At 67.3% G+C, this 26,108-nt stretch carries 29 protein-coding genes; 16 read left to right on the forward strand and 13 right to left on the reverse strand.

Translation table 11 applies throughout. The annotated features are described in order from the left end of the window. Positions 1–114 precede the first annotated feature (114 nt). Entirely contained in the window at positions 115–1,335 is a 1,221-nt protein-coding gene (locus M1D40_RS14300) for a pyridoxal phosphate-dependent aminotransferase (protein ID WP_461169227.1), read from the forward strand. Positions 1,336–1,389: 54 nt separating this feature from the next. Here M1D40_RS14300 and M1D40_RS14305 read toward each other — a convergent pair whose 3' ends face one another. Continuing rightward, a complete protein-coding gene (locus tag M1D40_RS14305; RefSeq protein WP_341393362.1) occupies positions 1,390–2,076 on the reverse strand; it encodes a response regulator transcription factor in 687 nt (228 codons plus the stop codon). Continuing rightward, on the reverse strand, positions 2,073–3,398 hold the full coding sequence (locus M1D40_RS14310; RefSeq protein WP_461169228.1) for an ATP-binding protein: 1,326 nt from the start codon (positions 3,396–3,398) through the stop codon (positions 2,073–2,075). The genes M1D40_RS14305 and M1D40_RS14310 overlap by 4 nt, the downstream gene beginning before the upstream one ends. Before the next feature lie 133 nt (positions 3,399–3,531). Here M1D40_RS14310 and M1D40_RS14315 point away from each other — a divergent pair, with 133 nt between their 5' ends. The 5 genes from M1D40_RS14315 to M1D40_RS14335 all read left to right on the forward strand — a co-directional run bounded on the left by M1D40_RS14315 (position 3,532) and on the right by M1D40_RS14335 (position 7,483). Continuing rightward, positions 3,532–4,950, forward strand: coding sequence for a PspC domain-containing protein (locus M1D40_RS14315; RefSeq protein ID WP_461169229.1), 1,419 nt, complete (start codon positions 3,532–3,534; stop codon positions 4,948–4,950). Beyond that, complete coding sequence (locus M1D40_RS14320; protein WP_341393359.1) at positions 4,947–5,201, forward strand: hypothetical protein; 255 nt, start codon at positions 4,947–4,949, stop codon at positions 5,199–5,201. Before M1D40_RS14315 ends, M1D40_RS14320 begins: the two co-directional genes overlap by 4 nt. 81 nt (positions 5,202–5,282) lie before the next feature. Next, a complete protein-coding gene (locus M1D40_RS14325; RefSeq protein WP_461169230.1) occupies positions 5,283–5,522 on the forward strand; it encodes a PspC domain-containing protein in 240 nt (79 codons plus the stop codon). Between the two features lie 154 nt (positions 5,523–5,676). Continuing rightward, the gene (locus tag M1D40_RS14330) at positions 5,677–6,705 is read left to right on the forward strand and encodes a 6-phosphofructokinase (protein WP_341393357.1); all 1,029 of its coding nucleotides are present in this window, start codon (positions 5,677–5,679) and stop codon (positions 6,703–6,705) included. A gap of 64 nt (positions 6,706–6,769) precedes the next feature. Next, positions 6,770–7,483: a GNAT family N-acetyltransferase gene (locus M1D40_RS14335; protein WP_461169231.1), complete on the forward strand. Its 714-nt coding sequence runs from the start codon at positions 6,770–6,772 to the stop codon at positions 7,481–7,483. A 59-nt stretch (positions 7,484–7,542) separates the two neighbouring features. Here M1D40_RS14335 and M1D40_RS14340 read toward each other — a convergent pair whose 3' ends face one another. The 4 genes from M1D40_RS14340 to M1D40_RS14355 form a co-directional block, all read right to left on the reverse strand. Continuing rightward, positions 7,543–7,941, reverse strand: coding sequence for an ankyrin repeat domain-containing protein (locus M1D40_RS14340; protein ID WP_461169232.1), 399 nt, complete (start codon positions 7,939–7,941; stop codon positions 7,543–7,545). A 54-nt stretch (positions 7,942–7,995) separates the two neighbouring features. Continuing rightward, entirely contained in the window at positions 7,996–9,087 is a 1,092-nt protein-coding gene (ygfZ, locus tag M1D40_RS14345) for a CAF17-like 4Fe-4S cluster assembly/insertion protein YgfZ (protein WP_461169233.1), read from the reverse strand. Positions 9,088–9,150: 63 nt separating this feature from the next. Then, the gene (locus M1D40_RS14350) at positions 9,151–9,750 is read right to left on the reverse strand and encodes a heme-binding beta-barrel domain-containing protein (RefSeq protein ID WP_341393354.1); all 600 of its coding nucleotides are present in this window, start codon (positions 9,748–9,750) and stop codon (positions 9,151–9,153) included. Between the two features lie 210 nt (positions 9,751–9,960). After that, positions 9,961–10,707, reverse strand: a complete 747-nt coding sequence (locus M1D40_RS14355; protein WP_341393353.1) for a hypothetical protein — start codon at positions 10,705–10,707, stop codon at positions 9,961–9,963. 144 nt (positions 10,708–10,851) lie between these two features. On the opposite strand from M1D40_RS14355, the gene M1D40_RS14360 reads away from it, so the two are divergent. The 10 genes from M1D40_RS14360 (at position 10,852) to M1D40_RS14405 (ending at position 20,468) form a co-directional block, all read left to right on the forward strand. Further along, complete coding sequence (locus tag M1D40_RS14360; RefSeq protein ID WP_341393352.1) at positions 10,852–11,562, forward strand: winged helix-turn-helix transcriptional regulator; 711 nt, start codon at positions 10,852–10,854, stop codon at positions 11,560–11,562. 81 nt (positions 11,563–11,643) lie between these two features. Next, positions 11,644–12,618, forward strand: coding sequence for a mycothiol synthase (gene mshD / locus M1D40_RS14365; protein WP_461169234.1), 975 nt, complete (start codon positions 11,644–11,646; stop codon positions 12,616–12,618). 95 nt (positions 12,619–12,713) lie between these two features. Then, positions 12,714–14,939, forward strand: coding sequence for an RNA degradosome polyphosphate kinase (locus M1D40_RS14370; RefSeq protein WP_461169235.1), 2,226 nt, complete (start codon positions 12,714–12,716; stop codon positions 14,937–14,939). 11 nt (positions 14,940–14,950) lie between these two features. Then, positions 14,951–15,994, forward strand: a complete 1,044-nt coding sequence (locus M1D40_RS14375; protein WP_461169236.1) for an NUDIX hydrolase — start codon at positions 14,951–14,953, stop codon at positions 15,992–15,994. 98 nt (positions 15,995–16,092) lie between these two features. Continuing rightward, entirely contained in the window at positions 16,093–16,620 is a 528-nt protein-coding gene (locus M1D40_RS14380) for a ferritin (RefSeq protein ID WP_341393348.1), read from the forward strand. A gap of 5 nt (positions 16,621–16,625) precedes the next feature. After that, the gene (locus M1D40_RS14385; RefSeq protein ID WP_461169237.1) at positions 16,626–17,147 is read left to right on the forward strand and encodes a DUF1648 domain-containing protein; all 522 of its coding nucleotides are present in this window, start codon (positions 16,626–16,628) and stop codon (positions 17,145–17,147) included. 122 nt (positions 17,148–17,269) lie between these two features. After that, the gene (locus M1D40_RS14390; protein ID WP_341393346.1) at positions 17,270–18,073 is read left to right on the forward strand and encodes a thymidylate synthase; all 804 of its coding nucleotides are present in this window, start codon (positions 17,270–17,272) and stop codon (positions 18,071–18,073) included. A 13-nt stretch (positions 18,074–18,086) separates the two neighbouring features. Further along, complete coding sequence (locus M1D40_RS14395; RefSeq protein ID WP_461169238.1) at positions 18,087–18,770, forward strand: dihydrofolate reductase; 684 nt, start codon at positions 18,087–18,089, stop codon at positions 18,768–18,770. Between the two features lie 9 nt (positions 18,771–18,779). After that, positions 18,780–19,919: an aspartate-semialdehyde dehydrogenase gene (gene asd / locus M1D40_RS14400; protein ID WP_341393344.1), complete on the forward strand. Its 1,140-nt coding sequence runs from the start codon at positions 18,780–18,782 to the stop codon at positions 19,917–19,919. 78 nt (positions 19,920–19,997) lie between these two features. Further along, entirely contained in the window at positions 19,998–20,468 is a 471-nt protein-coding gene (locus tag M1D40_RS14405) for a hypothetical protein (RefSeq protein ID WP_341393343.1), read from the forward strand. A 71-nt stretch (positions 20,469–20,539) separates the two neighbouring features. Here M1D40_RS14405 and M1D40_RS14410 read toward each other — a convergent pair whose 3' ends face one another. The 7 genes from M1D40_RS14410 to M1D40_RS14440 form a co-directional block, all read right to left on the reverse strand. Continuing rightward, a complete protein-coding gene (locus M1D40_RS14410) occupies positions 20,540–21,616 on the reverse strand; it encodes a UDP-N-acetylmuramate dehydrogenase (protein WP_341393733.1) in 1,077 nt (358 codons plus the stop codon). 5 nt (positions 21,617–21,621) lie between these two features. Beyond that, a complete protein-coding gene (locus tag M1D40_RS14415; protein ID WP_461169239.1) occupies positions 21,622–22,053 on the reverse strand; it encodes a MaoC family dehydratase in 432 nt (143 codons plus the stop codon). A 4-nt stretch (positions 22,054–22,057) separates the two neighbouring features. Then, entirely contained in the window at positions 22,058–22,507 is a 450-nt protein-coding gene (locus M1D40_RS14420) for an FAS1-like dehydratase domain-containing protein (protein WP_341393341.1), read from the reverse strand. Further along, entirely contained in the window at positions 22,504–22,734 is a 231-nt protein-coding gene (locus tag M1D40_RS14425) for a hypothetical protein (RefSeq protein WP_341393340.1), read from the reverse strand. Before M1D40_RS14425 ends, M1D40_RS14420 begins: the two co-directional genes overlap by 4 nt. 90 nt (positions 22,735–22,824) lie before the next feature. Continuing rightward, on the reverse strand, positions 22,825–23,748 hold the full coding sequence (locus M1D40_RS14430; protein WP_341393339.1) for a DUF2797 domain-containing protein: 924 nt from the start codon (positions 23,746–23,748) through the stop codon (positions 22,825–22,827). Between the two features lie 128 nt (positions 23,749–23,876). Then, on the reverse strand, positions 23,877–24,443 hold the full coding sequence (locus M1D40_RS14435) for a type 1 glutamine amidotransferase domain-containing protein (RefSeq protein ID WP_341393338.1): 567 nt from the start codon (positions 24,441–24,443) through the stop codon (positions 23,877–23,879). A 111-nt stretch (positions 24,444–24,554) separates the two neighbouring features. Further along, positions 24,555–26,033 (reverse strand): MinD/ParA family ATP-binding protein, encoded by a 1,479-nt coding sequence (locus M1D40_RS14440; RefSeq protein WP_461169240.1) that lies wholly within the window; start codon positions 26,031–26,033, stop codon positions 24,555–24,557. Positions 26,034–26,108: the final 75 nt, after the last annotated feature.

A 26,108-nucleotide genomic window follows, 5' to 3' on the forward strand; every position in this document is an offset into this window, starting at 1 on the left:
GCGCGGCGTCGTCGCCGCCGTAAGGAGTCGCCCCCGTCATACGAAACGGCGGGAGCCGGTGCCTGCACCTAAACTGGGGTGGACCACCGCACCGCAACCACAGACGGGAACGTCATGCCTTCCACCGGCCGAATCTCTGAGCGCATCGCCTCCATCGCAGAATCCGCCACACTTGCCGTAGACGCCAAAGCGAAGGCCCTCAAGGCCGCCGGCCGGCCCGTGATCGGTTTCGGCGCCGGTGAACCGGATTTCCCCACGCCGGAGTACATTGTCGACGCCGCGGTGGAGGCTGCACGCAACCCCCGTTTTCACCGGTACTCCCCCGCGGGCGGCCTGCCGGAGCTGAAAAAGGCCATCGCGGAGAAGACCCTGCGCGACTCGGGCTACGCAGTGGAACCGGCTCAGGTCCTGGTGACCAACGGCGGCAAGCAGGCCGTGTATGAGGCGTTCGCGACCCTGCTGAATCCCGGCGACGAGGTCCTGCTACCGGCTCCCTACTGGACCACGTATCCGGAGGCCATCCGGCTGGCCGGCGGCGTGCCGGTCGAGGTTTTTGCCGGCCCGGAGCAGGGGTACATGGTCACCGTGGACCAGCTCGAGGCCGCGCGCACCGACAGGACCAAGCTGCTGCTCTTCTGCTCCCCGTCCAACCCCACGGGAGCCGTCTACCCCGCCGACGAGGTTGCCGCCATCGGCCGCTGGGCTGCTGACCGGGGACTGTGGGTGGTCACCGATGAGATTTACGAGCACCTGACGTACGACGGCGTGAAGTCCACGTCGATCGCCGCTGCGGCTCCCGAGCTGGGGAACAAGGTGGTGGTGCTCAACGGCGTCGCCAAAACCTACGCCATGACCGGCTGGCGCGTGGGCTGGATGATCGCGGCCCCCGACGTCATCAAGGCGGCCACCAACCTGCAGTCGCACCTGTCCTCCAACGTTGCCAACGTCTCGCAGATGGCCGCCCTGGCTGCCGTCTCGGGACCGCTGACCGCCGTCGACGAGATGAAGACTGCTTTTGACCGCCGCCGCCGCGCCATGGTGTCCGCGCTGAACTCCATTGACGGCGTGGAATGCCCCATGCCCGAGGGCGCCTTCTACGCCTACGCGGATGTCCGCGGCCTGCTGGGCAGGGAATTCCCGGGCAGCGAAGGGCCGGTCCGGCCGCAGACCTCCGCGGAGCTGGCCGCCGTGATCCTGGAGACGGTGGAAGTGGCGGTGGTCCCCGGAGAAGCTTTCGGCCCCTCCGGCTACCTCCGCCTCTCCTACGCGCTCGGTGACGAGGACCTCGCCGAAGGCATGGCCCGGCTGCAGGACTTCCTCGGCCGCGCACAGTAGGTCCACCGCTCCGCTGCCGAGACTGCGCGGCTGCTCTCCCTGCCCCCGGCCGGGTTAGAGCAGCCGGCGGTCCGCGGCCCACCGGGTGAGCTCATGCCGGTTTGAGAGCTGCAGCTTGCGCAGTACCGCGGAGACATGGGTTTCAACGGTCTTCACGGAAATAAAGAGCTCCCGGGCCACTTCCTTGTAGCTGTAACCGCGGGCGATCAGCCGCATCACTTCAAGTTCCCGGGCCGAGAGCCGGTCCAGTTCATCGTCGACAGCCGCCACGGTGCCCGTGCCGAACGCGTCCAGGACAAATCCGGCCAGCCGCGGGGAAAACACCGCATCGCCGCCCGCGACCCGCACCACGGCGTCGGAGATCTCCGCTCCGGAAATGGTCTTGGTGACGTAGCCGCGGGCGCCGGCGCGAATCACGGTCACCACGTCTTCCGCCGAATCCGAGACGCTGAGCGCCAGAAAGCGGGTGCTGCCCAGCAGGTCGCGGCAGCCGGCAATGACTTCGGCTCCGCCGCCGCCCACCCCGCCGGGCAGGTGCACGTCCAGGAGGACGACGGCGGGGCGGTGCGCCCGGATGGCGGCCACGGCAGATTCCACGGTGTCCGCTTCGGCGACCACCCGCAGCCTGCCGTCCAGGTCCGCTTTCAGACCGGACCGGAAGATGGCGTGGTCGTCAACAACCACCACGTTGATGGAACTGCTGGTGTTGACGGAGGTGCCGCCGTTGATGGCGCTGCTCATTGGTGCTCCGATGCATGGTTGGTATGGGTGTCCGCCTCCGGGTCCGGACGGGAAAGCGGCAGGGACAGCCGCACTTCGGTCCCGTCCGGCCCGCTGCGGATGGCTGCGGTGCCGCCGTTGCGCCGCATGCGGCCCACGATCGATTCCCGCACGCCGAGCCGGTCCGGCGGTACTGACTCCGGGTCGAACCCGGGTCCCCGGTCGCGGATGAAGACCTCCGCACGTTCCGCAGTGCATTCCAGATAGACCGAGACAGGTCCGCCGGCGTGCTGGGCGGCGTTCACGAGCGCCGCCCGTGCGGCTTGGACCAGTGCTTCCGTGGCTGCATCCAGCGGCGCGTTTCCCACTGCCACCACCTCCACGGGATGTCCGTATTCGTCCTCGACCTGTGCTGCGGCTGCGGTGACGGCATCGGAAAGCCGACCCGGCGCCCTCGGGTCTTCATCGGCGTACAGCCAGCGCCGCAGCTCGCGTTCCTGTGCCCGGGCCAGCCGGACAACGTCCTGTTCGGAGCCGGCACGGTTTTGGATCAGCGCCAGGGTCTGCAGGACGGAATCGTGCAGGTGTGCCGCAATTTCAGCGCGTTCCCGTTCCCTGATCCGTCCGGCTCTTTCCGTTTCCAGCTCACGCCAGTACTTCACGGCCCAGGGAGCGAAAACCAGTGCGACACCGCCCAGGACAGCCGTCGCCGCCAGCAGCCCCGCGATCAGGACGTCCCAGCTGAAAGCTCCGGAGACCATGAGGAGCACTCCGACAATGACAAGCAGCAGTCCAGCCGCCAGCCGCAGGACTCCGGTCCGCCGGTCCGCGCCGGCGCGGCTGATGAGTCCGGCCCGGCGGGCATCGTCGAGCTGGGACCAGGCCAGAACGGCGCCGGCAACAATCGCGCCGAGCGGGAAAAGGATCTGCCAGTTCACGTCGGCGCCGAACCGCTGGGCAATGACGACGGCGGCAACAGCGAGCAGCGCCAGTCCCGCCAGGACGTCCCGGCCGGCAGCGGCTCCGATCCAGCCTTGAGTGGAAGCGGGGCGACCGGAAGCGGAAGCCCGGGTTTCGGAAGCGGAAGCGCCGGCGAGGTGGGCGGCAAAGTTCTGCGCGACACTGCGGGGGTTGCGCTCTGAGCCGGCGCCCTCCGCGGCCTCCGCTGCCGTGGGCACCAGGACCCACAGCCAGGCGTAGAGCACCAGACCGGCGCCGCCCGATGCGGCCAGCAGCACCATCACCGCGCGGATGAGATTGACGGACCAGCCCAGGTGCCCGGCGAGGCCGGAACAGACGCCCGCAACCAGGCGGTCGTCAGGTCGGAGCAGTGGTGCCTTCATGCACTTATCCAAGCACGTTCCGGCTGTCCGCAACGGCCGGCAGCGGGCCCCGGGCCTCTTTTCAGGGCTCACTCAGGGTCCGCTCAGGGAAGTCCCCGATCCTTTCGCGCCGCTTGGCGGACAGAATGGAAATATGACCCCGCACCCAGCAGATTCCGGCCCGGCCGGAGAAGACCGCCGGCCTCCCGCCGAGGCAACCGGCGAAGCCACCGAACCGCTCCCGGCGAACGGCGCGCCCACCCGCCCCCTGCCCCCGCAGGCCGCCGGCTCCCACCGGATACCGGAAGCCGGGCCGGAGCAGGGCCCCAACGGTTTCTTTTCCTGGCTCCGGTCCCTGGGCATTGTCCGCGGCACCGACCGCTGGGCCGGGGGCGTCTGCTCCGGCCTCGCCGCCCGCATGGGCCTTGACCCCGTCCTGGTGCGCGGACTGTTTGTAGTCCTGGCCCTGTTCGGCGTCGGACTGCTGCTGTACGGGCTGGCCTGGGCCTTCCTGCCCGAGCCCGACGGGCGCATCCACGCGGAGGAGGCACTGCACGGCACCTGGACCTCCGGTACCACCGGCGCCCTGGTCGCCTGCATTTTGGGCGCCGGCAGCCCAAGCATCTTCTGGGCGGACGATGGCCTGCTCGGCGGCCTGTTCTGGACACTCTTCTGGGTAGGTGGTGCCGGTCTGCTGATCTACTGGCTGGTCACCCGTTCCGGGCACGGAACGCCGGCCGGCGTGCGCGGCACGGGCGACAGGGAAAGCAGGGACGAGCCCGGCACACCCGGTGCACCGGCCCATTCCTTCGGGAGCACAGCATCGGCGGGCTACCCCCAATCACCCCGGACGGACACCTATCCACCGGCTGCTTTCGGGACACCGTCCCCTCGCACCCAGCCTCCCGCCGCCGTCCGCCCGCGGACTACTCCCGGCGGTGCCGGGATTGCCCTCGTTCTGGGCGCCGTCCTGCTCACCCTCGGCACGGTCCTGACCCTGGACTACGTCTCCCTGATCAGTCCCCAGGCCCCGGTCGCCGTGGCCCTGGCTGCAGCTGCGGTGGTCAACGGCCTGGCCATCGTGGTGCTTGGGGCCGCGGGCCGCTCCTCCGGCGTCCTGGGGCTGACAGCAGCGGTCCTTGTTGTATCCGCGGCAGCCACGGGCACGGGTATCGGCAGCTACTCCAACCTCGCCGTCGCCCATCAGGCGAACTGGGCACCGGATGACTCCCGGCAGGCTACCGGCGGTTATGCGCTGGCAGCGGTGGACGGGGAACTTGATCTTCGGTATTTCTCTCGGGAGGACCGGTCTTCCGCGGAAGTGCCGGTGAGCGTGGCTGCCAGCGACCTCACCATTCTGGTGCCCGATGACGTTCCCGTCCTGGTCCGCACCGACATGCTGGCCGGCAATGTGATCATCGACGACGGCGACACCGTCACCGAGTCCGGCAGCCTGTGGCGCTCGTCGGACCGGGAACTCAACGGCACGGACGGCGATCCGCTGGTGGTGCATGTGAAGGGCTTCGCCAGCAACGTGCTGGTGACCGTGAATGAAAGCGACCTCGAACGATGAACACTTCACCCTCATCCGATGCCCGCTTCGATCCCGTTGATGATGATGAACGCCGGCCGGCCAGGACCAGCACCATCGTGTGGGGCCTGCTCCTCGCCGCGGCCGGTGTCCTGATCCTGGTCTGGCAGCTGACCGACATAGCGTTTGATCCGCTCGTCGTCCTGCTCGGCCTGACGCTCGGCACCGGCGCTGCTCTGCTCATCGGAGGCGCAGTTGCCGCCCTGGGCGGACGGGACCGGAAACGCACCTGAGCACAGGCCGAGTCACCGAACAATGTTTCACCCCGGGCGGAACCGCCCTCCAACCCGACACCGAAGAGGCAAGCTAAAACCATGAACCGATTTTTCAGCATTCTGCGTTCCTCACCCATCCGCAGGACCAGGGGCTGGGCGGGAGGCGTCTGCGCCGGCATCGCACAGCGGTTCGGCTGGGATGTCTCAGTGGTCCGGATCGCCGTCCTGATCAGCTTTCTCCTGCCGTTCGTGGGCGTCTGGACCTACCTCGCGGCCTGGCTCCTGCTTCCGAAAACGGACGGAAGCATTGTCCTGGAACGCTGGATCGGCAACCGCTAGGGGCTTGGCAGCCTTTGATTCCGGGCACGTACCCGCGGTCAATACCGGTCCCGCAGCGCCGCCGGATGTCTCCGGCAGTGGCCCGCGGCCCGGCGATGGCTAGAATCGAGGCTGAGGATCCACCAGCCCTGCAAAAGAACCAGAGGTTTCAATCATGAAGATCGGCATCCTGACCAGTGGGGGCGACTGCCCCGGACTCAACGCAGTGATCCGCGGCGCTGTCCTGAAAGGGATCAAGATTCATGACCAGGAATTTGTGGGGTTCCTGGACGGCTGGCGCGGAGTGGTCGACGGCGACATCATCGACCTCCCCCGGACCAGCGTCCGCGGTATTTCCAAGCAGGGCGGAACCATCCTGGGAACGTCCCGGACCAATCCCTTCGAAGGTCCCAACGGCGGCCCCGAAAAAATCAAGGCGACGATGGACCGGCTCGGCATCGATGCGATTATCGCCATCGGCGGCGAGGGCACCCTGGCCGCGGCCCAACGGCTCACCGACGCCGGACTGAACATTGTCGGAGTGCCCAAGACGGTGGACAACGACCTCGACGCCACCGACTACACCTTCGGCTTTGACACTGCCGTCCAGATTGCCACCGAAGCGATCGACCGGCTGCGGACCACCGGCGAGTCCCACCACCGCTGCATGGTCGCCGAGGTTATGGGACGCCATGTCGGCTGGATCGCCCTGCATTCGGGCATGGCTGCCGGTGCACACGCCATCCTGATTCCGGAAAACCCGCAGAGTCTGGACCAGATTGCCGAATGGGTGACCCAGGCCCGTGACCGCGGCCGTGCGCCGCTGGTGGTCGTTGCCGAAGGATTTGTCACCACCGACATGGAATCCCCCCATTCCGAACGCGGACTGGATGCTTTCGGCCGGCCGCGGCTGGGAGGAATCGGCGAGCTGCTCGCTCCTGAAATCGAGGCCCGGACCGGTATCGAAACCCGCGCCACCGTCCTGGGGCACATCCAGCGCGGCGGGGTTCCCACGGCCTACGACCGCGTGCTGGCCACCCGGCTGGGCATGGCAGCAATTGATTCAGTGATCGACGGCCTGTGGGGCACCATGGTGGCCCTGCACGGCACCGACATTGTGCACGTGGGCTTTGAAAAAGCGCTGGACAACCTCAAGACGGTTCCCCAGCGCCGCTACGACGAAGCATCAATCCTGTTCGGGTAGCTGCAGGCGGGCCGGGTAATCCCCGGCCCGGCGAGGAGCACGGTGTAGTTTGAAAGATATGACATTGGATCCGGGAACAATCGCGATCATCCAGCTCGCCTGGTCCCGACGCCTTGGACTGGCCGATGACGCGCTGGCCGAAGCCGGGGACGGGCACCGCATCTACAGCGTCCGGGACGAGTCCCGGCGGGTCTCCTTTGTGCGCCTGTTCGGGTCCGAGGTGTTCTGCGGCCCCGAGTGGGCGGCAGAGCGCGTCCGCGGCAAGAGTGCCGACGAATTGACCCGCAGGACTGCCCTGGCCAGCCTTTCCGTGGAATACGGCGGGCGGACGGTCGAATCCGAGCGGCTCTGCTTCGCCGATTCCTTCCCCGGTCCGGTGGAGCCCGCCGACGAAGTGGCCGTTGCCGAGGACCAGGAGTTCGCAGTGCAGCTTCAGCGCCGCTGCCCGCCCGACGACGTCGCCGAGGCGGGCCTGGCGGAGAAAGAGCAGCTGTTCGTGGTGGTGGACGACAGTGCGGAGGAACCGGTTGCGCTGGCCGGAGCCGGCTACACCATCCGGGACGGCATCATCGCGGACATCAGCACCCTCACGGCGCCGGACGCCCGGCGCCGCGGGCTGGGACGCTACATCACATCAGTCGCGGTCGAAGAGGCCATGGCTGCCGGGCTCATTCCGCAGTACCGGACACCGCTGGACAACCTCGGAGCCGCACGCACCGCTGCCGGTGCCGGGTTCGTCGCCGTCGGCGTCCGCTCCGAAGTCCAGCTGTCGGTTTAGAAGCCCAGCTGTCGGTTTAGAAGTCCAGCCAGCCGGCTTAGGCGCCGCGCCGGCCGGAGTTAGGGCAGCAGGTCCAGCATTTCCTGCCGTTGGAAGAATCCTGCCGTGTCCCTTGCACTGGGTGAGCCGGCGTCCGGGTCCGCTCCCCCCTCCAACAGGAGGCGGAAGATACCCGTGTAGCCCTTGAAGACGGCACCCGCCAGCGGGGTCTGGCCCCGGTCATTCTGCGTATTGACATCCGCACCCCGCTCCACCAGCAGGGCGGTGAGGTCCTCGTGGCCGTGATACGACGCCAGCATTACCAGCGTGTCGCCGGAGCCGTTGGTGAGGTTTACCGGAACGCCGGCGTCCAGGTAACCCCGGATCCCCTCCGTATCGCCGGCCCGCGCAGCGTCGAACACCAATCCCGCCAGTTCAATGATGTCGTCGTCAAGCTCTGGACGGGGTTCCTGGGTCATCATGGATCTCCTCTGAAGGGGTGGGTCGGTCTAACGTCATACCGCTGAATGCAGCTATGCCCGGGGCGGGCGCAGGAAGCCTCCGGCACGCCCGACAACCTGGCCCGCATCGGGAGCGACGATAATCTCCTGCGCCGCAGTGTAGGGCTCGCCGTCGTCGTCCACCACAAGCTGTGCGGCGGGATCCACGGAGCGTTTCACCACGGCCAGGGCAACCGCGCCCATCTCATAGTGCTGGGCCACGGAGGTTACGGTGCCCACTTTCCGCTCACCCAGCATCACGGCGCTGCCCGAAGCCGGAAGCGTGTGCTGGGATCCGTCCAGCTGCAGGAACACCAGCCGGCGGGGCGGGTGGCCGAGGTTGTGCACCCGCGCCACGGTTTCCTGGCCCTTGTAGCAGCCCTTGGCCAGGTGCACCGCGGTGCGGATCAGGTCCAGCTCGTGCGGAAGTGTCTTGTCGTCGGTCTCGGCGCCCAGCCGCGGGCGCCAGGCGGCAATCCGCAGCGCTTCGGAGGCCATGGTGCCGGCGAGGGTGCGGCCGGAGGATTCAACCGCCGCTTCCAGTTCCTCCGCCGGTATCAGATACTCGTGCCAGGGCCGGTCCCGTCCGGGGTGGGCGTCTTCCGGAACCCCGGTGTAGGCATATCCTCCGGGGCCAATGTTGGGCCACGGATCGGTCCAGGACCGGTACTGTTCCCACCCGGGGACCGGCGACGCTGCTGCTGCCACGGCCCAGTCTGCGCTGACGTCCGTCACTTCCACCCGGAGCATGAATTTCATCCGCTCGAGCCACTGCGCCAGCTCGGGAGCTTTCGCTGTTTCCACGATCAGCCAAGCGGTGCCGCCGTCGTCAATGATTCTGGCATCATGCTCAATCCGCCCCTGGACGCTGAGCAGCAGCAGTTCCGAGCTCATGCCCGGCTGCAGGTCGCTGACGTTTTGGGATGAAAGAGTGTTTAGCCAGCTCAGCCGGTCAGGGCCGCTGACGGTGACGACGCCGCGGTGCGAGAGATCCACGACGGCGTTGCCGCGGGCCAGTTCACGCTGTTCACGCAGGGGGTCACCGTAGTGTGCGGCGACGCCGGCATCGAGGCCGCCGGCTTCCACGGCACCGTGGCGGGACAGGAGGGGGCTCAGGTAAGTCATATCAGGTCCAACGTCCTTGCGGGAGCGGCTATTCCACCTGCTTTCCCCGCCGGGGAAAGCAGGTCAGGCGTTCTTCTTAAGAATGGCGGAGGCGTGGGCCTTCAGGGCGTTGCCGCCTTCGGCCACATCCCAGCGCCAGTACAGATCACCGTTGACCAGGCCGAAGATCCGCGTGGCAGCGGTGTACTCCTTGGAGTTGACGCCGCGCATCACCAGGTCCGTCGTCAGCGAGATCTGCGGGCCCTTGATCTGACCGTAGTACAGCTCGGCGATGCCTCCGGGGTGCACGATGGTGGCCGTGATGTCGAAGCCCCCGGTGTCATTGCGGAGCTTTTCGACTTCGTCCGCGCTGCGCAGGGCCGGAACAATGTCAGCGGGAGTTAGGCCAGGGCCGCCGTCGGCGTCGTTCAGCGGGCGGTCAAGCGCCCAGAAACCGGTCTCAACCGCGAGGGGGCGCAGGACGGTGCCTTCTTCGTCCGTGAGCCAGCTTTCAGCCTCGTACTTCAGATAGGGCAGGCCATTCTGGCTGAACGTCACGCGCTGCGTGAAGTACTCGGAGTCGGCTTCCCCCTCCCCGAGCCGGCCGGAGCCTTCCCAGGTACCAAGGAGCCAGGACAGCGGCACGAGTTCAGGGGTCAGATCGGTGGGGATCTCCATGGGCATGGCGCTGACCTGTTCCTTCGGGTTGCTGAGGGTGGGTTACTTCTGCCCTTTGTACAGGCGGCTGATGACCAGGCCGGCGAAAGCTGCCATGCCGACGCCGGTGATGCCGAGCAGAACGATAAAGAAGATTTCAAGGGCTAAGAGCGAATCCATAGCTACATCCTAACCCGCAGCCGGACGCGTTTCCTCACATGACATCCGCGGACGTCCTTAGGGAACGAGCAGCCGCGCCATGAAGTAGACAACCGAGCCCAGCGCCGCGATCGGCGCCGCGGCGAGTGCCACGCGGCCTCGGCGGGTGGTGATGTCGCGGGACAGGACCAGCCGGCGCACCGCCATGATCACGGCCGCTCCCACAGCACCCATCAGGGCCGCTGCCAGTGCGGAGACGTCAGCCTCAGGCTGCAGGACTCCGGCCAGGGCCCCCGCCAGGGCGCCGGCTGCAACGCCCAGGGGCGCCGCAATCCGGTCCGGCAGCGGGATCAGGGACACGGCGAGGGCAACGAGGATGCCGGCCGCACCGATCGTGACTCCGGCAGGGCTGCCGTCGGCGTTGGCCAGCCGGTCAGCGGCGACCCAGCCTGATCCCATCACTGTCAGCAGCACTCCGGCGATGTTGCCGATGGTGGATTCGAGCCGGTGGGCCTGGCCGGTGCCGCGCAGCAGCTGGATCAGGAAGATGGCGCCGACACCCGCTGCGGCAATACCGGGCAGCCAGGTCAACAGCGCTGACGCCGGCGCGAAATACGCCGCGGCGCAGGCACCTGCTCCGGCGAGCGCCAGGACGGCGCCCTGGGTTTTCTTGGCGGGGACATCCAGCAGATGCGGCCAGCCGACGCCCACGGCCACCGTCAACAATGCGGTAAAAACGGCAACCGCCGCCACTGACCAGTACGAAGCACCAACGATGCCTATGAGGGCTGCTGCCGCAAGCACCGCTACGCTCCAAAGTTTCACTCGATCCATCCTGCCTTATTACGCAGTACAGATGAAAGCTACAGGCCGGGCGGGGCCGCGTGGTTATACTTTCAAACACCTTCGCCTCCTGCGGATGCGGTCCAGCTTGTGCCCAATGATGTGCGCCCAACTTTCGGAGGAACCATGTCGCACATACTGCTCCTGACCAACAGTCCGGGCCTTTCAGTGGACATCCTGCCTGCCCTCGGACTGTTGAACCACAAGGTCCAGGTTGTACCGGCCGAGCCCACGGCCCTCCTCGAGACGGAGCCCAGCGATGTGGTCCTCGTCGATGCCCGCAAAGACCTCGTGGGTGCCCGGTCCCTGACCCAGCTGCTGAAGGCCACCGGACTCGACACGCCCCTGATCCTCATTCTGACCGAGGGCGGCATGGCCGCAGTGGCAGCGAACTGGCTGGCCGACGACGTCATTCTCGACTCGGCGGGTCCGGCCGAACTCGAAGCTCGGCTCCGGCTCATGACAGCGCGTGCCAACTCCTCTTCCGCGGCAGCCGCCACCGAGATCCGCGCGTCCGGCGTCGTCATCGACGAGGCCAGCTACACGGCGCGCGTGAACGGCACCGCCCTGAACCTGACCTACAAAGAGTTTGAGCTCCTGAAGTACCTGGCGCAGCATCCGGGCCGTGTCTTCACCCGGGACCAGCTGCTCCACGAGGTCTGGGGCTACGACTACTACGGCGGCACCCGCACGGTGGACGTCCACGTGCGGCGGCTGCGCGCCAAGCTCGGGCCGGACCATGAGAATCTCATCGGCACGGTCCGCAACGTCGGATACCGGTTCACCCGCTCCCGGATGGCCGAAGATCCGGCCCCCGCCGCCAGCCGGGACGCCTGAGGCACGCTCCCGGTGCAGCCGGCCGGTCCCGCTTTGGCCGGGCCTGGTTGCTCCCCGCCGCCCGGGGGTTAGGCTTCTTCAATGAGAGACGAACGCGCACAGCCCTGGTCCGTGACCCTCACCAAAGGAACACCCGAGCCGGATCTGCTGGCCCGGATCCGCCAGCTGGCGGCGGCGGCCGCTGATGCCGACGGCAACCCTCCGCTCTCGGAACAGACGCTTGTTGACCTCCGGTCCGCCGACGCGGACCCCGACGCTCTGCTGGTGTTCACCACCTGTGCCGCCGAGGAATCCGCCAACGCCGACGCCCTGGCCGGCGTTGCCGTGCTGACGGGCGGCCGGGCCGGTGAACCCGGAGTCCTGGAGCTGGTTGTCCATCCGTCGTACCGGGGCAAGAGCGTGGGCACCGCCCTCGCTTCCGCGGTCCGGGATCAGGTCCGCGGCGGCCTTGCTTCCCCGCCGCAGGCATGGTCGCACGGCAACCACGAGGCCGCCGTCGAACTGGCGCAGCGGTTTGGCTACCGCCCGGTGCGCGAACTCCTGCGCCTTCGCCTGACCCGCAGCGACGGGGCCGGGGACCTGCCCGCCGCCAAACTGCCCGACGGCGTGTCCATCCGCCCCTTCCGGCCCGGAGCGGACGAGGACGCGTGGCTTGCCGCTAACGCTGCCGCGTTTGCCCACCATCCTGAGCAGGGCAGCATGACCCGCGCCGATCTGGACGCCCGCATGGCCGAGGACTGGTTTGATCCGGAGGGCTTCCTCCTCGCCGTCCGCGATGACGACGGCGCGATCCTCGGCTTCCACTGGACCAAGGTCCATCCCGGCACCGGCGGCCATCCGCCCATTGGAGAGGTGTATGTGGTTGGCGTCGTGCCCGGGGCACAGGGCCTGGGGCTTGGAAAGACGCTGACCGTTGCCGGAATCCGCCACCTGCAGGACGCCGGGCTCCAGGCCATCATGCTGTACGTGGACGCCGACAACGAGCCGGCCATGGCGCTGTACAAGAGGCTGGGTTTCGTTCGGTGGGACGCCGATGTGATGTACGCGGCCGGCTGAGCCTTAACAGCTTGTAATGTTGATTCGACGGCTGCATGCGCCGGGGCTTCCCCGGCGCGCAGCCCGAACCGCCGCCAGCACTGCAGGGAGAGACCATGGGATCCGATACCGCCGCCGAACCGCATTACACTTTCGGGTCGGCTGAGTCCATGTCGGCGCCGCGGGCCACCGAGGACCGGATCGACATACCCGACTTCGGCCCCGCGCTGGTGCCCGACGGGGAGATCAGCCCGGAACGCTTCCTGGACCGGGAGATCAGCTGGCTCCACTTCAACGCCCGGGTGCTGGAACTGGCCGAGGATCCGGACCTGTACCTGCTGGAGCGCGTCAGTTTCCTGTCGATTTTCGCGTCCAACCTCGACGAGTTCTTTATGGTCCGGGTGGCCGGCCTTAAGCGCCGGATCGCCACCGGGCTGGCCGTTCCCTCCGCTGCGGGCCTGAGCCCCATCGAACAGCTGGAGCATATTGTCGAGGCTGGCTACCGGCTGCAGCAGCGCCATGCGGAGGTTTTCGCCCGGCAGATCCGCCCCGCCCTGGCCGAGGAGCAGATCCATCTGGTGAGCTGGAACGAGCTCGACGACGCCGCCAAGGCCTACCTGCACCGCCAGTTTGCGTCCAAGGTCTTTCCGATCCTCACCCCGCTGGCCGTGGACCCGGCGCACCCTTTCCCCTACATCTCCGGGCTCTCGCTGAACCTGGCCGTGGTGGTGCGCAACCCCATCAGCGGCAAGGAGTTCTTCGCCCGCGTCAAGGTTCCGGACCAGCTGCCCCGGCTGATTTCCGTGGACGGCCCGCGCGCCGGCAACGTTGCGGGCCGGGTGGCCCGTTTCATTCCGCTGGAAGACGTCATCGCCGAGCATCTGGACCAGCTGTTCCCGGGCATGGACGTCATGGAGCACCACACCTTCCGGGTCACCCGCAACGAGGACCTGGAGGTGGAGGAGGACGACGCCGAGAACCTCCTGCAGGCGCTGGAGAAGGAACTCCTGCGCCGCCGGTTCGGGCCGCCCGTCCGGCTCGAAGTCACCACCGACATCAATCCCAGCATCCGTGAGCTGCTGGTGCGCGAGCTGGGGGTCGAAGAGGACGAGGTGTACGCGCTGCCCGCACCGCTGGACCTGCGCGGCCTGGCCCCCATCAGCCGGATCGACCGCGCCGACCTGCACTATCCCAAGCAGGTTCCGCACACCAGCCTGCACCTGAAGGAATCGGAAACCTCCAAGCCCGCTGACGTTTTCGCGGCGATGCGCCGCCGCGACATTCTGCTGCACCACCCCTACGATTCCTTCTCCACCTCGGTCCAGGCCTTCCTGGAACAGGCGGCCGCCGACCCGCGGGTCCAGGCCATCAAGCAGACCCTGTACCGTACCTCCGGCGACTCCCCCATCGTTGATGCCCTGATTGACGCCGCCGAGTCCGGCAAGCAGGTGCTGGCGCTGGTGGAGATCAAGGCACGCTTTGATGAGCAGGCCAACATCTCCTGGGCGCGCAAGCTGGAGCAGGCGGGCGTCCACGTGGTGTACGGCATCGTGGGTCTGAAGACCCACTGCAAGCTGTCCCTGGTGGTTCGCCAGGAAGTGGACGGGCTGCGCCGCTACTGCCACATCGGCACCGGCAACTACCATCCGCGCACCGCCCGGTATTACGAGGACCTGGGGCTGCTGACCTCTAATGAGCAGGTGGGCGAAGACCTGACGAAGCTGTTCAACCAGCTCTCCGGCTACGCCCCGAAATCCACGTTCAAGCGCCTGCTCGTGGCTCCCCGGTCTGTCCGCTCCGGCTTGATTGACCGGATCGAGCGGGAAATCGCCAATAAGAAGGCCGGCCTGAACGCCCGCGTCATCATCAAGGTCAACTCCATGGTGGACGAGGCGATCATCGATTCGCTGTACCGTGCCTCCCAGGCCGGCGTGCGGGTCGACGTCATTGTGCGCGGCATCTGCTCCGTGCGGCCAGGCGTTCCCGGGCTGAGCGAGAACATCACCGTGCGGTCCGTCCTGGGCCGCTTCCTGGAGCACTCACGCGTTTTTGCCTTCGCCAACGCCGGCGATCCGGTGGTGTTCATCGGTTCGGCCGACATGATGCACCGCAACCTGGACCGCCGGGTCGAAGCCCTGGTTCAGCTGGCCTCAAGGGAAGATGTTGCGGACCTTATTTCCCTGATGGACCGGTACATGGATCCCGGGACGGCGAGCTGGCACCTTGAAAAGGACGGCATCTGGACCAGGCACCACAAAAACGAAGAGGGGGAACCGCTGCAGGACGTCCAGTCCTGGCTGCTGGCCTCCCGGTCCCGCCAGCGTGCCGCCGCCCGCCGTTGACCGCCATGTCCATGTCCTCTGAACCTGACACTTCCACGGGCGAGCGGACCCGGCTTCCGGACGAGCCTGCCAAGCCCCGGGGTGGCTGGCCCGACGAGGAACAGGCTCCGGAAGCCGGCGCCGCGGTGCCGGAGACGATCAAGGTGGTTGCCGCCGGTGCCCTCTGCTGGCGCACGCGGAACGGCCAGCTTGAGGTGCTTATGATCCACCGCCCCCGGTACAAGGACTGGTCCTGGCCCAAGGGCAAGCTCGATGACGGTGAAACGACTCCGGAGTGCGCCGTCCGGGAAGTCCGGGAGGAAGCCGGCATCGGCATCCGCCTGGGCATCCCGCTGCCGGCCACGGTGTATCCGGTGTCCTCGGGCATGAAGATTGTCCACTACTGGGCTGCCCGGATTCAGGACGGCAAACCGGTGCCGGACGGCAAGGAAGTGGACGGCGTCCGCTGGTGCAGCCCTGCCGAAGCCCACGCGGAGCTGACCAATCCCTCCGACCGGCTGCCCCTGCATGCCCTTGAAGAGGCGCACGCCGAGGGCAGGCTGCGGACCTGGCCGCTGATCATTGTCCGCCATGCCAAAGCCAAGCCCCGTTCCTCCTGGACGCGCGCCGAGGGAGACCGCCCGCTGGCTGCCACCGGCCTGCGCCAGGCACAGGCGGTGTCACGGCTGCTGGCGGCCTGGCAGCCGGACCGCGTGGTGTCCAGCCCGTGGGTGCGGTGCGTGCAGACGGTGCGCCCGTATGTGAAGACCAGGTCGGTGAAGTTCAAGACGGTGGACGCCATCACCGAGCGCAGTGCCAAACGCAAGCCGGGGAAGGCCCGCAGCGCGGTGGAGGCGCAGTTCGACAAGGGCAAACCCGTGGTGGTGTGCACCCACCGGCCGGTGCTTCCCGTGGTCTTTGAGGTCCTCGCCCGGCACATGCCGGCAGGCCTGTCCGTCGGGTTGCCGGCCAAGGACCCCTATCTGGCGCCGGGGGAAGCCGTTATCTGCCAGGTCAGCGCGGCCGACGAGGGGCGAATCGTTTCGCTGGAGCGGTTCCGGGCCTTCGACGACTGAGGGGGCCGGCCCGCGCCGTCGCCCCGGCGCTCCTGGGCCGGGCGAAGCTAAGCCTAACCGTGCTTTTGCCGCGCCCTGCAGGAGCCTAGGGTAGGCGCATGACCACTTTCACAGAACTCCTTGAAGCCCAGATCGGCCACGAATTCAACGCCTCGCAGCAGTACGTGGCGATGGCTGTGTTCTTCGACGGCGAAGACCTTCCGCAGCTGGCCCGCCACTTCTACGCGCAGTCGGTTGAGGAACGCAACCACGCCATGATGCTGGTGCAGTACATGCTGGACCGCGATCTTCCCGTGCGCATTCCCGGCGTGGCCGCCGTGCGTAACGGCTTCAGCTCCGTGGTGGAACCGATTGCCCTGGCCCTGGAGCAGGAGCAGCAGGTCACCCGCCAGATCGAGGCGCTGTTCGCGGCGGCCCGCGCCGAGGGCGATGCGCTGGGCGAGCAGTTCATGCTCTGGTTCCTGAAGGAACAGGTTGAGGAAGTGGCCTCCATGTCCACGCTGCTCACCGTGGCCAAGCGTGCGGACAACCTCTTTGACCTGGAGAACTTCATGGCCCGCGAACGCGTCGGCGACGGCGGCGAGCACGACGCAGCCGCTCCCGAAGCTGCAGGCGGAGCCCTCTGAGAGCTGTGAGCAGGGCCGCCTCCGTGCCGGGCGTCCACCCCGGCTGGTATCTGGCCGCCGGGCTCGTAGCGGTGCTGGTGGCAGCGGTGGGAGCAGCGGCCTGGCCAACGCTGCCGGAGCGCCTGCCGGTGCATTGGGACGGCTCCGGCACCGCGGACCGCTATGAGGAGAAGTCCTTCGGGACGGTGTTCTTCGGCCCGCTGATCTCCGCCGGCCTGATCCTGTTCCTGTACGTGACAGCCCTGGTTATCCGGCCGTTTCCGCTCAACAACGCCGCTCCGGCCGGCGTCGATGAGCAGGTGCATCAACAGGCCGGCATGGATGCAACGTTGTATTTCCTGGCCTTGACGACTGTGGAGCTGTCCCTGCTGGTGGGCTGGATCAGCCTGCGCGGCTGGTTTCTGCCGCCGGACGGATCGGTCCTGCTGTTTGCCCTTCCCACGCTGGGATTCCTCGCGGCGATGGGCGGGGCCGGGCTGCTGGCCTTGCGCCGTTACCGCCGTTTGGTGGCCGAGCTCTCCACTTAGCATGTCCCATCACTTAGGCATTTCCCATCCAACGTGCAGAAACCGGCCATCGACTCCGTCCGGGCCATCCACGCCATCGAACCAATCCTTCGGGCCGGGCAGGAAGCAACTAGACTGGTGCGGTGACTATTCCTACCCCGTACGAAGACCTGCTCCGCGACGTCATGGCGCACGGGACGCAAAAATCCGACCGCACAGGCACCGGAACGCGCAGCGTTTTCGGCCGGCAGATGCGCTTTAACCTGCGGGATTCCTTTCCGCTGATCACCACCAAGCGGGTGCACTTCAAATCAGTGGCCCTTGAACTGCTCTGGTTCCTGCGCGGGGATTCCAATGTCCGCTGGCTCCAGGAGCGCGGCGTGAGCATCTGGAACGAATGGGCCGACGACGACGGCGAGCTGGGCCCGGTCTACGGCGTCCAGTGGCGCTCGTGGCCGGCTCCGGACGGCGGACAGATTGACCAGATCGCCAAGGTGGTCGAGAGCATCCGGACCAATCCCGATTCCCGCCGCCACATCGTCACGGCTTGGAACCCCGCCGAGGTGGACAACATGGCGCTGCCGCCGTGCCACGCCATGTTCCAGTTCTACGTGGCCGACGGCAAGCTCTCCTGCCAGCTCTACCAGCGCTCGGCGGACCTGTTCCTCGGCGTGCCGTTCAACATCGCTTCCTACGCACTGCTGACCCTGATGGTGGCACAGCAGACCGGGCTGGAACCCGGCGAGTTCGTCTGGACCGGCGGTGACGTGCACATCTACGACAACCACGTGGACCAGGTCCGCGAGCAGCTCAGCCGCGAGCCCTACCCCTATCCCCAGCTGCGCCTGGCCCGAAAGCCGGAGTCTATTTTCGACTACGCGCTGGAGGACTTCGAGGTCCTGGACTACCGCCACCATCCCGGCATCAAAGCCCCGATTGCAGTTTGAGAGGCGCAGCCCCTTGAGTTCACCCGTTGATCCCATCCGCTATTTTCCCGTCGCCGGGGAAGGCTCCTCGGAGGGCCTGGATCTGTCCTCAGCGCTGGCGGAGGCCGGCCCGTCCGGAAAACCCGCTCCGGTGATCGGCATGATCTGGGCCCAAACGCTCGACGGCGTGATCGGGCGCGACGGCGGCATGCCCTGGCACCTGCCCGAAGACCTGGCACATTTCAAGAACACCACCGCCGGACATCCGGTCATCATGGGTCGGCGCACCTGGGAGTCCTTCCCGCCCGCCTACCGCCCCCTGCCCGGCCGCACCAACATCGTGGTGAGTTCCAGCCAAACGCTTGCGGACGAGATTTCACCTGCGGGCGCCGTCGTGGTCTCGTCCCTGGAACAAGCGCTGCACACGGCCCGGCACAGCCCGGGCGGGGACCAGATCTGGATCGTCGGCGGGGCGCAGCTGTATGAGGCAGCCGCGCCGTTTGCCGACGCCGCCGTAGTGACCGTGATCGAGACAAGCCTCGAGGGTGACACCTATGCTCCCCGGCTGGGCCCCGACTGGACCTTCACCGCGGTCAGCCCCGCGGAGGACTGGCACACCGCCGCCAACGGGACCTCCTACCGGATCGCGGTGTGGGTCCGCACACAGAAGCCTTCCGGCAGCGTCACCAATCAGGACGCCCAGGCAGTCCTGCCCTAAACTGGGAGCATGACTTTCGCAGCTACCTCCGTACCCACCGCGGGCTTCATCGGCTGGCGGGGCATGGTCGGTTCCGTCCTCATGCAGCGCATGCAGGATGAGGGCGACTTTGGCCTGATCAACCCCGTGTTTTTCTCCACCTCCAATGCCGGAGGTGCCGCGCCGTCCTTTGCCGACGGTGCCGGGAAGCTCCAGGACGCGTACGACGTCGAGGCGCTGGCGAAACTGCCGATCATTGTCACCGCCCAGGGCGGCGGCTACACGTCCGAGGTTTATCCCAAGCTGCGCGACGCCGGCTGGGACGGCCTGTGGATTGACGCGGCGTCCACCCTGCGCATGGAGCAGGACTCGATCATCGTCCTGGACCCGGTGAACCGCGACGTCATCGACGCCGGGCTGGCCCGCGGCATAAAGAACTTCGTAGGCGGCAACTGCACGGTCTCCTGCATGCTCATGGGCCTGGGCGGACTGTTCCGCAACGGCCTGGTCGAGTGGGGCACGTCCATGACTTATCAGGCAGCCTCCGGCGGCGGCGCCCGGCACATGCGCGAACTGCTCAACCAGTTCGGCGAGCTGAATTCGGCCGTAGCCGACAAGCTGGCCGATCCTGCCTCCGCCATCCTGGACATCGACCGCGCGGTCCTGGCCCGGCAGAAGGACCCGGGTATGGATTCCTCCCAGTTCGGCGTGCCGCTGGCCGGTTCGGTGATCCCCTGGATCGATGCGGACCTGGGCAACGGGCAGTCCAAGGAAGAGTGGAAGGCCGGCGCCGAGACCAACAAGATCCTGGGCCGGGAAACCGAGGGCCGGATTCCGTTCGACGGGCTGTGCATCCGCATCGGCGCCATGCGCTCACATTCCCAGGCGCTCACCCTGAAGCTCACCGAAGATCTGCCGGTTGCTGAGATCGAACGCATTATCGCGGCCGACAATGAGTGGGCGAAGGTGGTTCCGAACACCAAGGAAGCCTCAATGGCTGAACTGACTCCGGTGGCGGTCAGCGGAACCCTGGACATCCCGGTGGGCCGGATCCGCAAGCTGGAAATGGGCCCGGAATACATCAGTGCCTTCACCATCGGCGACCAGCTGCTCTGGGGCGCGGCCGAGCCGCTGCGCCGTATGCTGAAGATCGCCACCGGCAACCTCTAGGGCGCATGCTTCCGCCGGTGCCGCCGGTCGGTAAGCGGCCCTCCCGCGAATGTCAGTGGCGGGTGGGACGGTGTTCCCATGGAGCACACACCGCCGGGCCGGCACCCCTTTGAATCCATAGATTCCATCCTCGACAGCTTTTTCGCGTCCAGCTGCGTCGGAAAGCAGATACCCACCGGTGTGAGATATCTGCGGGTGGGAGGACACCTGCGGGATTACCTCGAAGCGGAAGGCGAGCGGGTCCTCTGTCCCGAAGACGCCGAGCTGCTTGACCTGGAACGCTCCCTGGAGCCCGACTCGGCCTTCGCGCGGCTGTTCGGAGCGGAAGTGCTCGCCTACACGCTCAGCGGTTTCCTGGAACCGGAGTGGCTGCTGCCGGATCTCCAGGACCGAAGAACACAGGTCAGCCTGACGCCGCGGCTGGTCCAGTGGCTGTGCAACTGCCACCTCCTGGATCCGCGCCGGGACCGCGCTGCCATCCGCAGCACGAGGGCGGCGGCGGCCTGGGCGCGGCGCGGGCCTGCCCTGGGCCGCCGGGATGATGGCTAGCCGCCGGGCGGCTGGCCGGGGCCACGGCAGGCAGCCAGGCGGTCCACTTAGCCAGGCAGCCGGTCAGGCAGTCAGAGGCTGCAGTTGATCAGCAGCGGCTCGGGGTGCAGCCGGATACCGAACGCATCTTCCACGCCTTCGGCTACGGCCCGCGCCACAGCCAGCAGATCTTCAGCGGTGGCGGTGCCCCGGTTCGTCACGGCCAGCGTGTGCTTGGTGGAGAGCGAGGCCCGGCCCCCGGCCAGTTCGGCGCCCTGCCCCGTGGACGGCAGGCCAAAGCCCTTGGGGAATCCGGACCGGTCGATCAGCCAGGCAGCGCTGAGTTTGACCATGCCGGGCTGCGCCACGGGGTAGCGCGGAGCCTCGGGCGGCAAATGTGCGGCGGACTCCTCGGGCACCACCGGGTTGGTGAAGAAGGACCCGGTGCTGTAGGTGTCGGGGTCTTCGGGGTCCAGCACCATGCCCTTTCCGGCCCGCAGCCGCAGCACCTCGCGGCGCACGTCTTCGGCGGCAGCCCGCTCCCCCACCGCAACGCCCAGTGCCCGGGCCAGCTCGGCGTACCGCACCGGAGCACTTTCCATGCCCCGGGTCAGGCCGAAGTCGACGGTGAGAACCACATAGCGGGGAGAGCCGTTGACCGTACTCCGCTTAAGCACCGAATCCCGGTACCCAAACTGCAGGTCCTCGTTGGCGAACGTCACGATGCTGCGTTCCCTGCGGTCCCATGCCCTGACGCCGGTAATCGTGTGCGAAACGTCGGCACCGTAGGCACCCACGTTCTGTACCGGCGTCGCACCGGCCAGACCGGGGATGCCGGAGAGCGCCTCCAATCCGGAGCATCCTCCGCGCAGCGTCTGCTCCACGACGTCGTCCCAGGGATGTCCGGCCTGCGCGCGGACGGTCACGGTTCCGTCGGGGTTGCCGCTCGTCTCCAGCCCGCGGGTGGCGACATGGACGACGGCGCCGTCGAAACCGGCGTCTGAAATCAGCAGGTTGGAGCCTCCGCCCACAATGAGCAGCGGCTCCTTCGCCTCATCGGCGGCGCGCACAGCGCCGATGAGTTCATCTTCGCTTTCCGCGTTGATGTAACGGCGTGCCGGGCCGCCGACACGCGAGGTGGTCAGTGATGCCAGGGGCACGGAAGTCAGGGCGCTCACCAGATCCGTACAACCGCCTGTGCCTTGACCAGGACCTTCTGGCCGTTGAAAGTGACGGTGAGATCCACGCGGGCGGTGGAGTTGTCCGTGTCGAGGGCACCGATCACGCCGGTGATTTCGACGACGGCGCCCGGCGCATCGTCCAGGTCCTGAACCGGAACGGGACGGGTAAAGCGCGTCTGGTAGTCGATGACGGCGCCGGGATCGCCGATCCAATCAGTGACCAGCTGCACCGCGGCACCCATCGTGAACATGCCGTGGGCGATGACCCCGGGCAGCTCCACGCTGCGGGCAAAACGTTCGTTCCAGTGAATGGGGTTGAAATCTCCGGATGCTCCGGCGTAACGGACAAGGTCGGCGCGGGAAATCTCCAGCGTTGCCGAACCGATTTCCTGCCCGGTGGCAAGCTCGCTCAATGCAATCGACACGGCGTTACTGCCCTTCTCCTCGAACGAGGATGGATGACACGGCGGTGGCGACCTTTTCGCCCTCCGTGGTGGAAATCTCCGAGCGGGTGGTGAGCAGGGCGCCGTCGCCCATGGCCCGGACTGAATCCACGTAAAGCTCAGCGATCAGTTCGTCACCCGCAATGATGGGCCGGTGGTGCGTGAAGCGCTGGTCCGCGTGGACAACCCGGCTGAAATCGATCCCGGCTTCCGGGTCGGAGATCAGCTGCGCGTCGGCGCGCTGGGCGACGATCACGGCGAACGTAGGCGGAGCCACCAGGTCCGAATACCCCAGACTCTGGGCTTCGGCGACGTCGAAGTGGGCGGCGTGGCCGGCTTTGACTGCACGGGCGAACTCGCGGATTTTCTCGCGGCCCACCTGGTAGGGGTCGCTGGCGGGGTAGCTGCGGCCCTGCAGTTCGGGATTGATGCTCATTTGGTTCCCTTCATCCGGCGCCGGGCGTCCCGGGCTCGAACCACCATACCGGCGATGTGCAGGCACATGCCCACAGCAATCACCGGGGCGGCAATGTACATCAGCAGCTGAGCGTCGCTGACGGCGCCGACGACGACCATCAGTACTCCGGCTCCCGAGATCACCAGCGCGGAGACAACCAGTTTGCGGTAGAGGGCGGAACCGGTCTCCCAGGGAGTGTTTAGCATGGTCCCAGAATACAGGCGGCGCGTAGTTGGCCGCGAAACGGAGCCGGGGCTGCGGGACGGACGGGAGCGGCGCCCGCCGCCGGGACGCGGCTAGAAGAGCGCGGTCTGCAGGGCCGGCAGCAGGGTCCGGTAGGAACCGGTGCGCAGGCGCCTGCCCTTGAGCCGGGCCAGGTTGGCGAGAAACGGGATCTCGGAATCCTCCACCCGCACCAGCGCCGCGGCCCCGAGCATTGCCTCAATCACCATGCCGTGTTCCCCGGCTCCGGGATCCAGCGGATACGGGACCGCCCCGGCGGCATCGGGCACCGCCAGCGCCTGGTCCGGGCGCTGCCAGACTTCCTCCGTGACGGTAAACCCTTCGGTTCCGGAAGCCGCCAGCAGGAGCCGCGCGGCGTCCGCATGGCCGGCGTTGAGTCCGTCCAGTACATCCGGTGCCAGCGGCCGGGCCAGGGCCGAGATCTTGGCCTCGGCCCGCACGGTCTGGACCAGTCCCGCTTCGGCAGTGACCAGATCTTCCAGGATCCGAACGACGCGCCCGTCCGCGGCGCGGGCGATGTACCGCGCCGCCACGGCCCCCTGTTCAGTCAGGCGCAGGCGCTTGTGTCCGTCCGCCGCCGTGCCCACCTTGGTTGTTCCGTCGGCAAAGGTGGCGACGTACAGCCAGTGCGGCTGCGCCAGGTACAGCTTCAGTCCCGGGGAAGCAATGCCGGAACGGTGGCTGTTGTGCACCAGCCGCCAGTCGTCGCGGGCGAAACAGGGGCCGCACTGATAGCCGCGGTCCGCTGCGCTGTGTGCGGGGCAGGGCTCGTGGGTCCGGCTGTGGCGGTCCTGAACCTTCACCGATCCCAGGCAGAACTTCAGCGCTCCGCCGTCTCCGGGGAGCACCCGGTAGGACAGGAGGGTGCCGGGGTCCAGTCTCTGCCGGCGTTTTTCGCCGTCGGGAGAGCTCAGTGCCAGGTAGGGGCCGCCGTCGTCCCAGGACACTCCGGTGCACAGGTACCGGTCGTCAGTCATGTGCGGATCTCCAGGCAGTTCGGGCAGTGACACAATTCCGACGGCTCAGGCCGGCGGGCAGAAAAAATGGGGCGGGGAATTTCTTCCCCACCCCATTATCGGGCGTCTTCAGCCGGAACCGTGCTGAGTCAGGCGTGTTGGCCTTCGTGCTCGCCTTCGGCGATCTCTTCAAGCAGCTTGTCGTTGAAGGCCGGCAGGTCGCCCGGGTTGCGGCTGGTGACCAGCCCCTGGTCCACCACAACTTCCTCGTCGCTCCAATTGGCGCCGGCGTTCTTCAGGTCGGTTGCCAGCGACGGATAGGACGTCATGTCCCGTCCCTTCACCACGCCGGCCTCGATCAGCAGCCACGGACCGTGGCAGATGGAGGCTACCGGCTTGTGCGCCTCGAAGAAGGCGCGGGCGAAGTTCTGCGCGTCTTTGTCCACCCGGAGGAAATCGGCGTTGACCACTCCGCCGGGCAGCACCAGGGCATCGTAGTCCTCGGCATTCGCATCGGCGACCGCCAGGTCAACGGTGAAGGTTTCACCCTTCTCGATGCCGTCAAAACCCTGGATGGTGCCGGTGGACGGCGAAACGAGCGTGGGCTCGCCGCCGGCGTCCTTCACCGCGTCCCAGGGACTGGTGAGCTCCACCTGCTCCACGCCGTCGGTCAGGAGAAAAGCGACCTTCTTGCCGGAAATGTCATGTTCAGCCATGGTGCCTCCGATATTCGCTCGATGCTTGGCCGGCGGTTTGGGAACCGCCGCGGAACCTCCCGGTTCCCCTGCCTCTACCCTAGAAAACCCGACAGACAATAAGCAAGCTGACTAAGTTGCCGGAACGGGCTCCGAAAGCCCCTCCGCCACAGCCGCAGCGGCAGCCAGCCAGGCCCGCTGGGTGGCGGGACGCAGCGAACCGAAACGGATCTGTCCCTTCCGCAGGGCAGCGTCATAGGGGATGGTGACCGTGGCCCGGGCCAGCGGCTCGAACCCCTGGGCCACTGACCGGATCTGGGCGTCGGTGCCGTTGCGGTCGGATTGGCTGACAATGACGACGGCGCCGGCCGCAAGCTGGGCAAACGCACCGCCGCGTTCCTGGAGTGCCTCCAGCAGCAGTGCGCCGGCCTCGGCATGCTCTTCGACCGTGGTGGTGGCAATGACCAGCTGGTCCGTGTGGTGGATCATCCGCAGCCAGCGCTCAGCGCTTTCATCATTTCCGGAGTCCACCAGATTGAGCCGGAAGTACTTGGAGGCCACTTCATGCAGGGCGTCAAAGTCAGCCATCGTGATTTTCTGCTCGGAGGCCAGGACATCCGGCTTGGACCGCAGGACGTCGAATTTGTCCTCGGTCTGGTGGTGCACGAAGCGGGCCAGCAGTGCGGACTGGGCCGACGGCGACAGCAGATTCCCGGTGTTGGGCAGCAGGTCCATCACGGTTGCGTCATGGGGGCCCTGCTCGGTGCGCCAGCCCAGGGTTCCGCGGGTTTCGTTGTTGTCCCAGGCCAGCACGGGGCCGCCGCCGTTGCGGGCGAACACTGCAGCCAGCATCACGGTGGTGGGCGTCTTGTTGGCGCCGCCCTTGCCGTTGACCACGGAGATGGTCCGCGGCCCGGGCCAGTGCTGGCTGACGGCGCGGATGTCGCGGCGCTCGGCCAGTTCAGACTCGGACGGGGACATCCGAAGACCGAGGCCGGCGAGCAGGCCGCGGAAACCGCGGGTGGCGGGGATGCGGGCTGTCTGGGTGTCCAGGAACGACGCCCGGCGGCGGGCCGGGGCGCGCTCGCGCAGTTCCGCACGGGTACCGGCAGGTTCGGCGGCGGGTTCCGGGGCGCTGCGCGCGGGTTCAGGTGCCGGTGCCGGCGCTGGGGCTGGGGCTGGAACCGCGGCAGGCGCCGGGGCGGGAGCGCGGTCGGGCACCGGCAGGACCGCAAATGACGGAACGGGCGTCTGGACCGGATTCAGGTCCGGATTCAGGTCCGGAACGTCGTACCCGGCGGCAGTGGCATCAGCAGCACCTGCCGGGACCGGCTCGAAAAACGGCTCCGGGGGCAGCGGGGGAACCGGAGGCGCCGCCGGATAGTCCTGTCCGGGTCCGGTGTCCAGGCGGTACCCGGAGAACCCGTCACCGGAGGAGAGTGATCCGGCGAAATTGCCGTCGTCTGCGCTGAAGATCCGGTCGGCAAACGTGGAGGTGTCCGTCCCTGCCCCGCTGTTTCCTGCGCTGCGTTGCGCGGTGGTACGCAGGCCTCGCCGCGTGGGCCAGTTCTCCGGGTAATCGGGGTCGGAATCGGGCGTGTTTTCAGTCATGGGGTCTGCGTCTTTCGTTCCGGAAGGGGCGATTGATCTGGACGTTTGTTCTGGGATGGTACTTCGCCGCCTGCG

This window comes from Arthrobacter sp. Z1-15 (assembly GCF_054792395.1).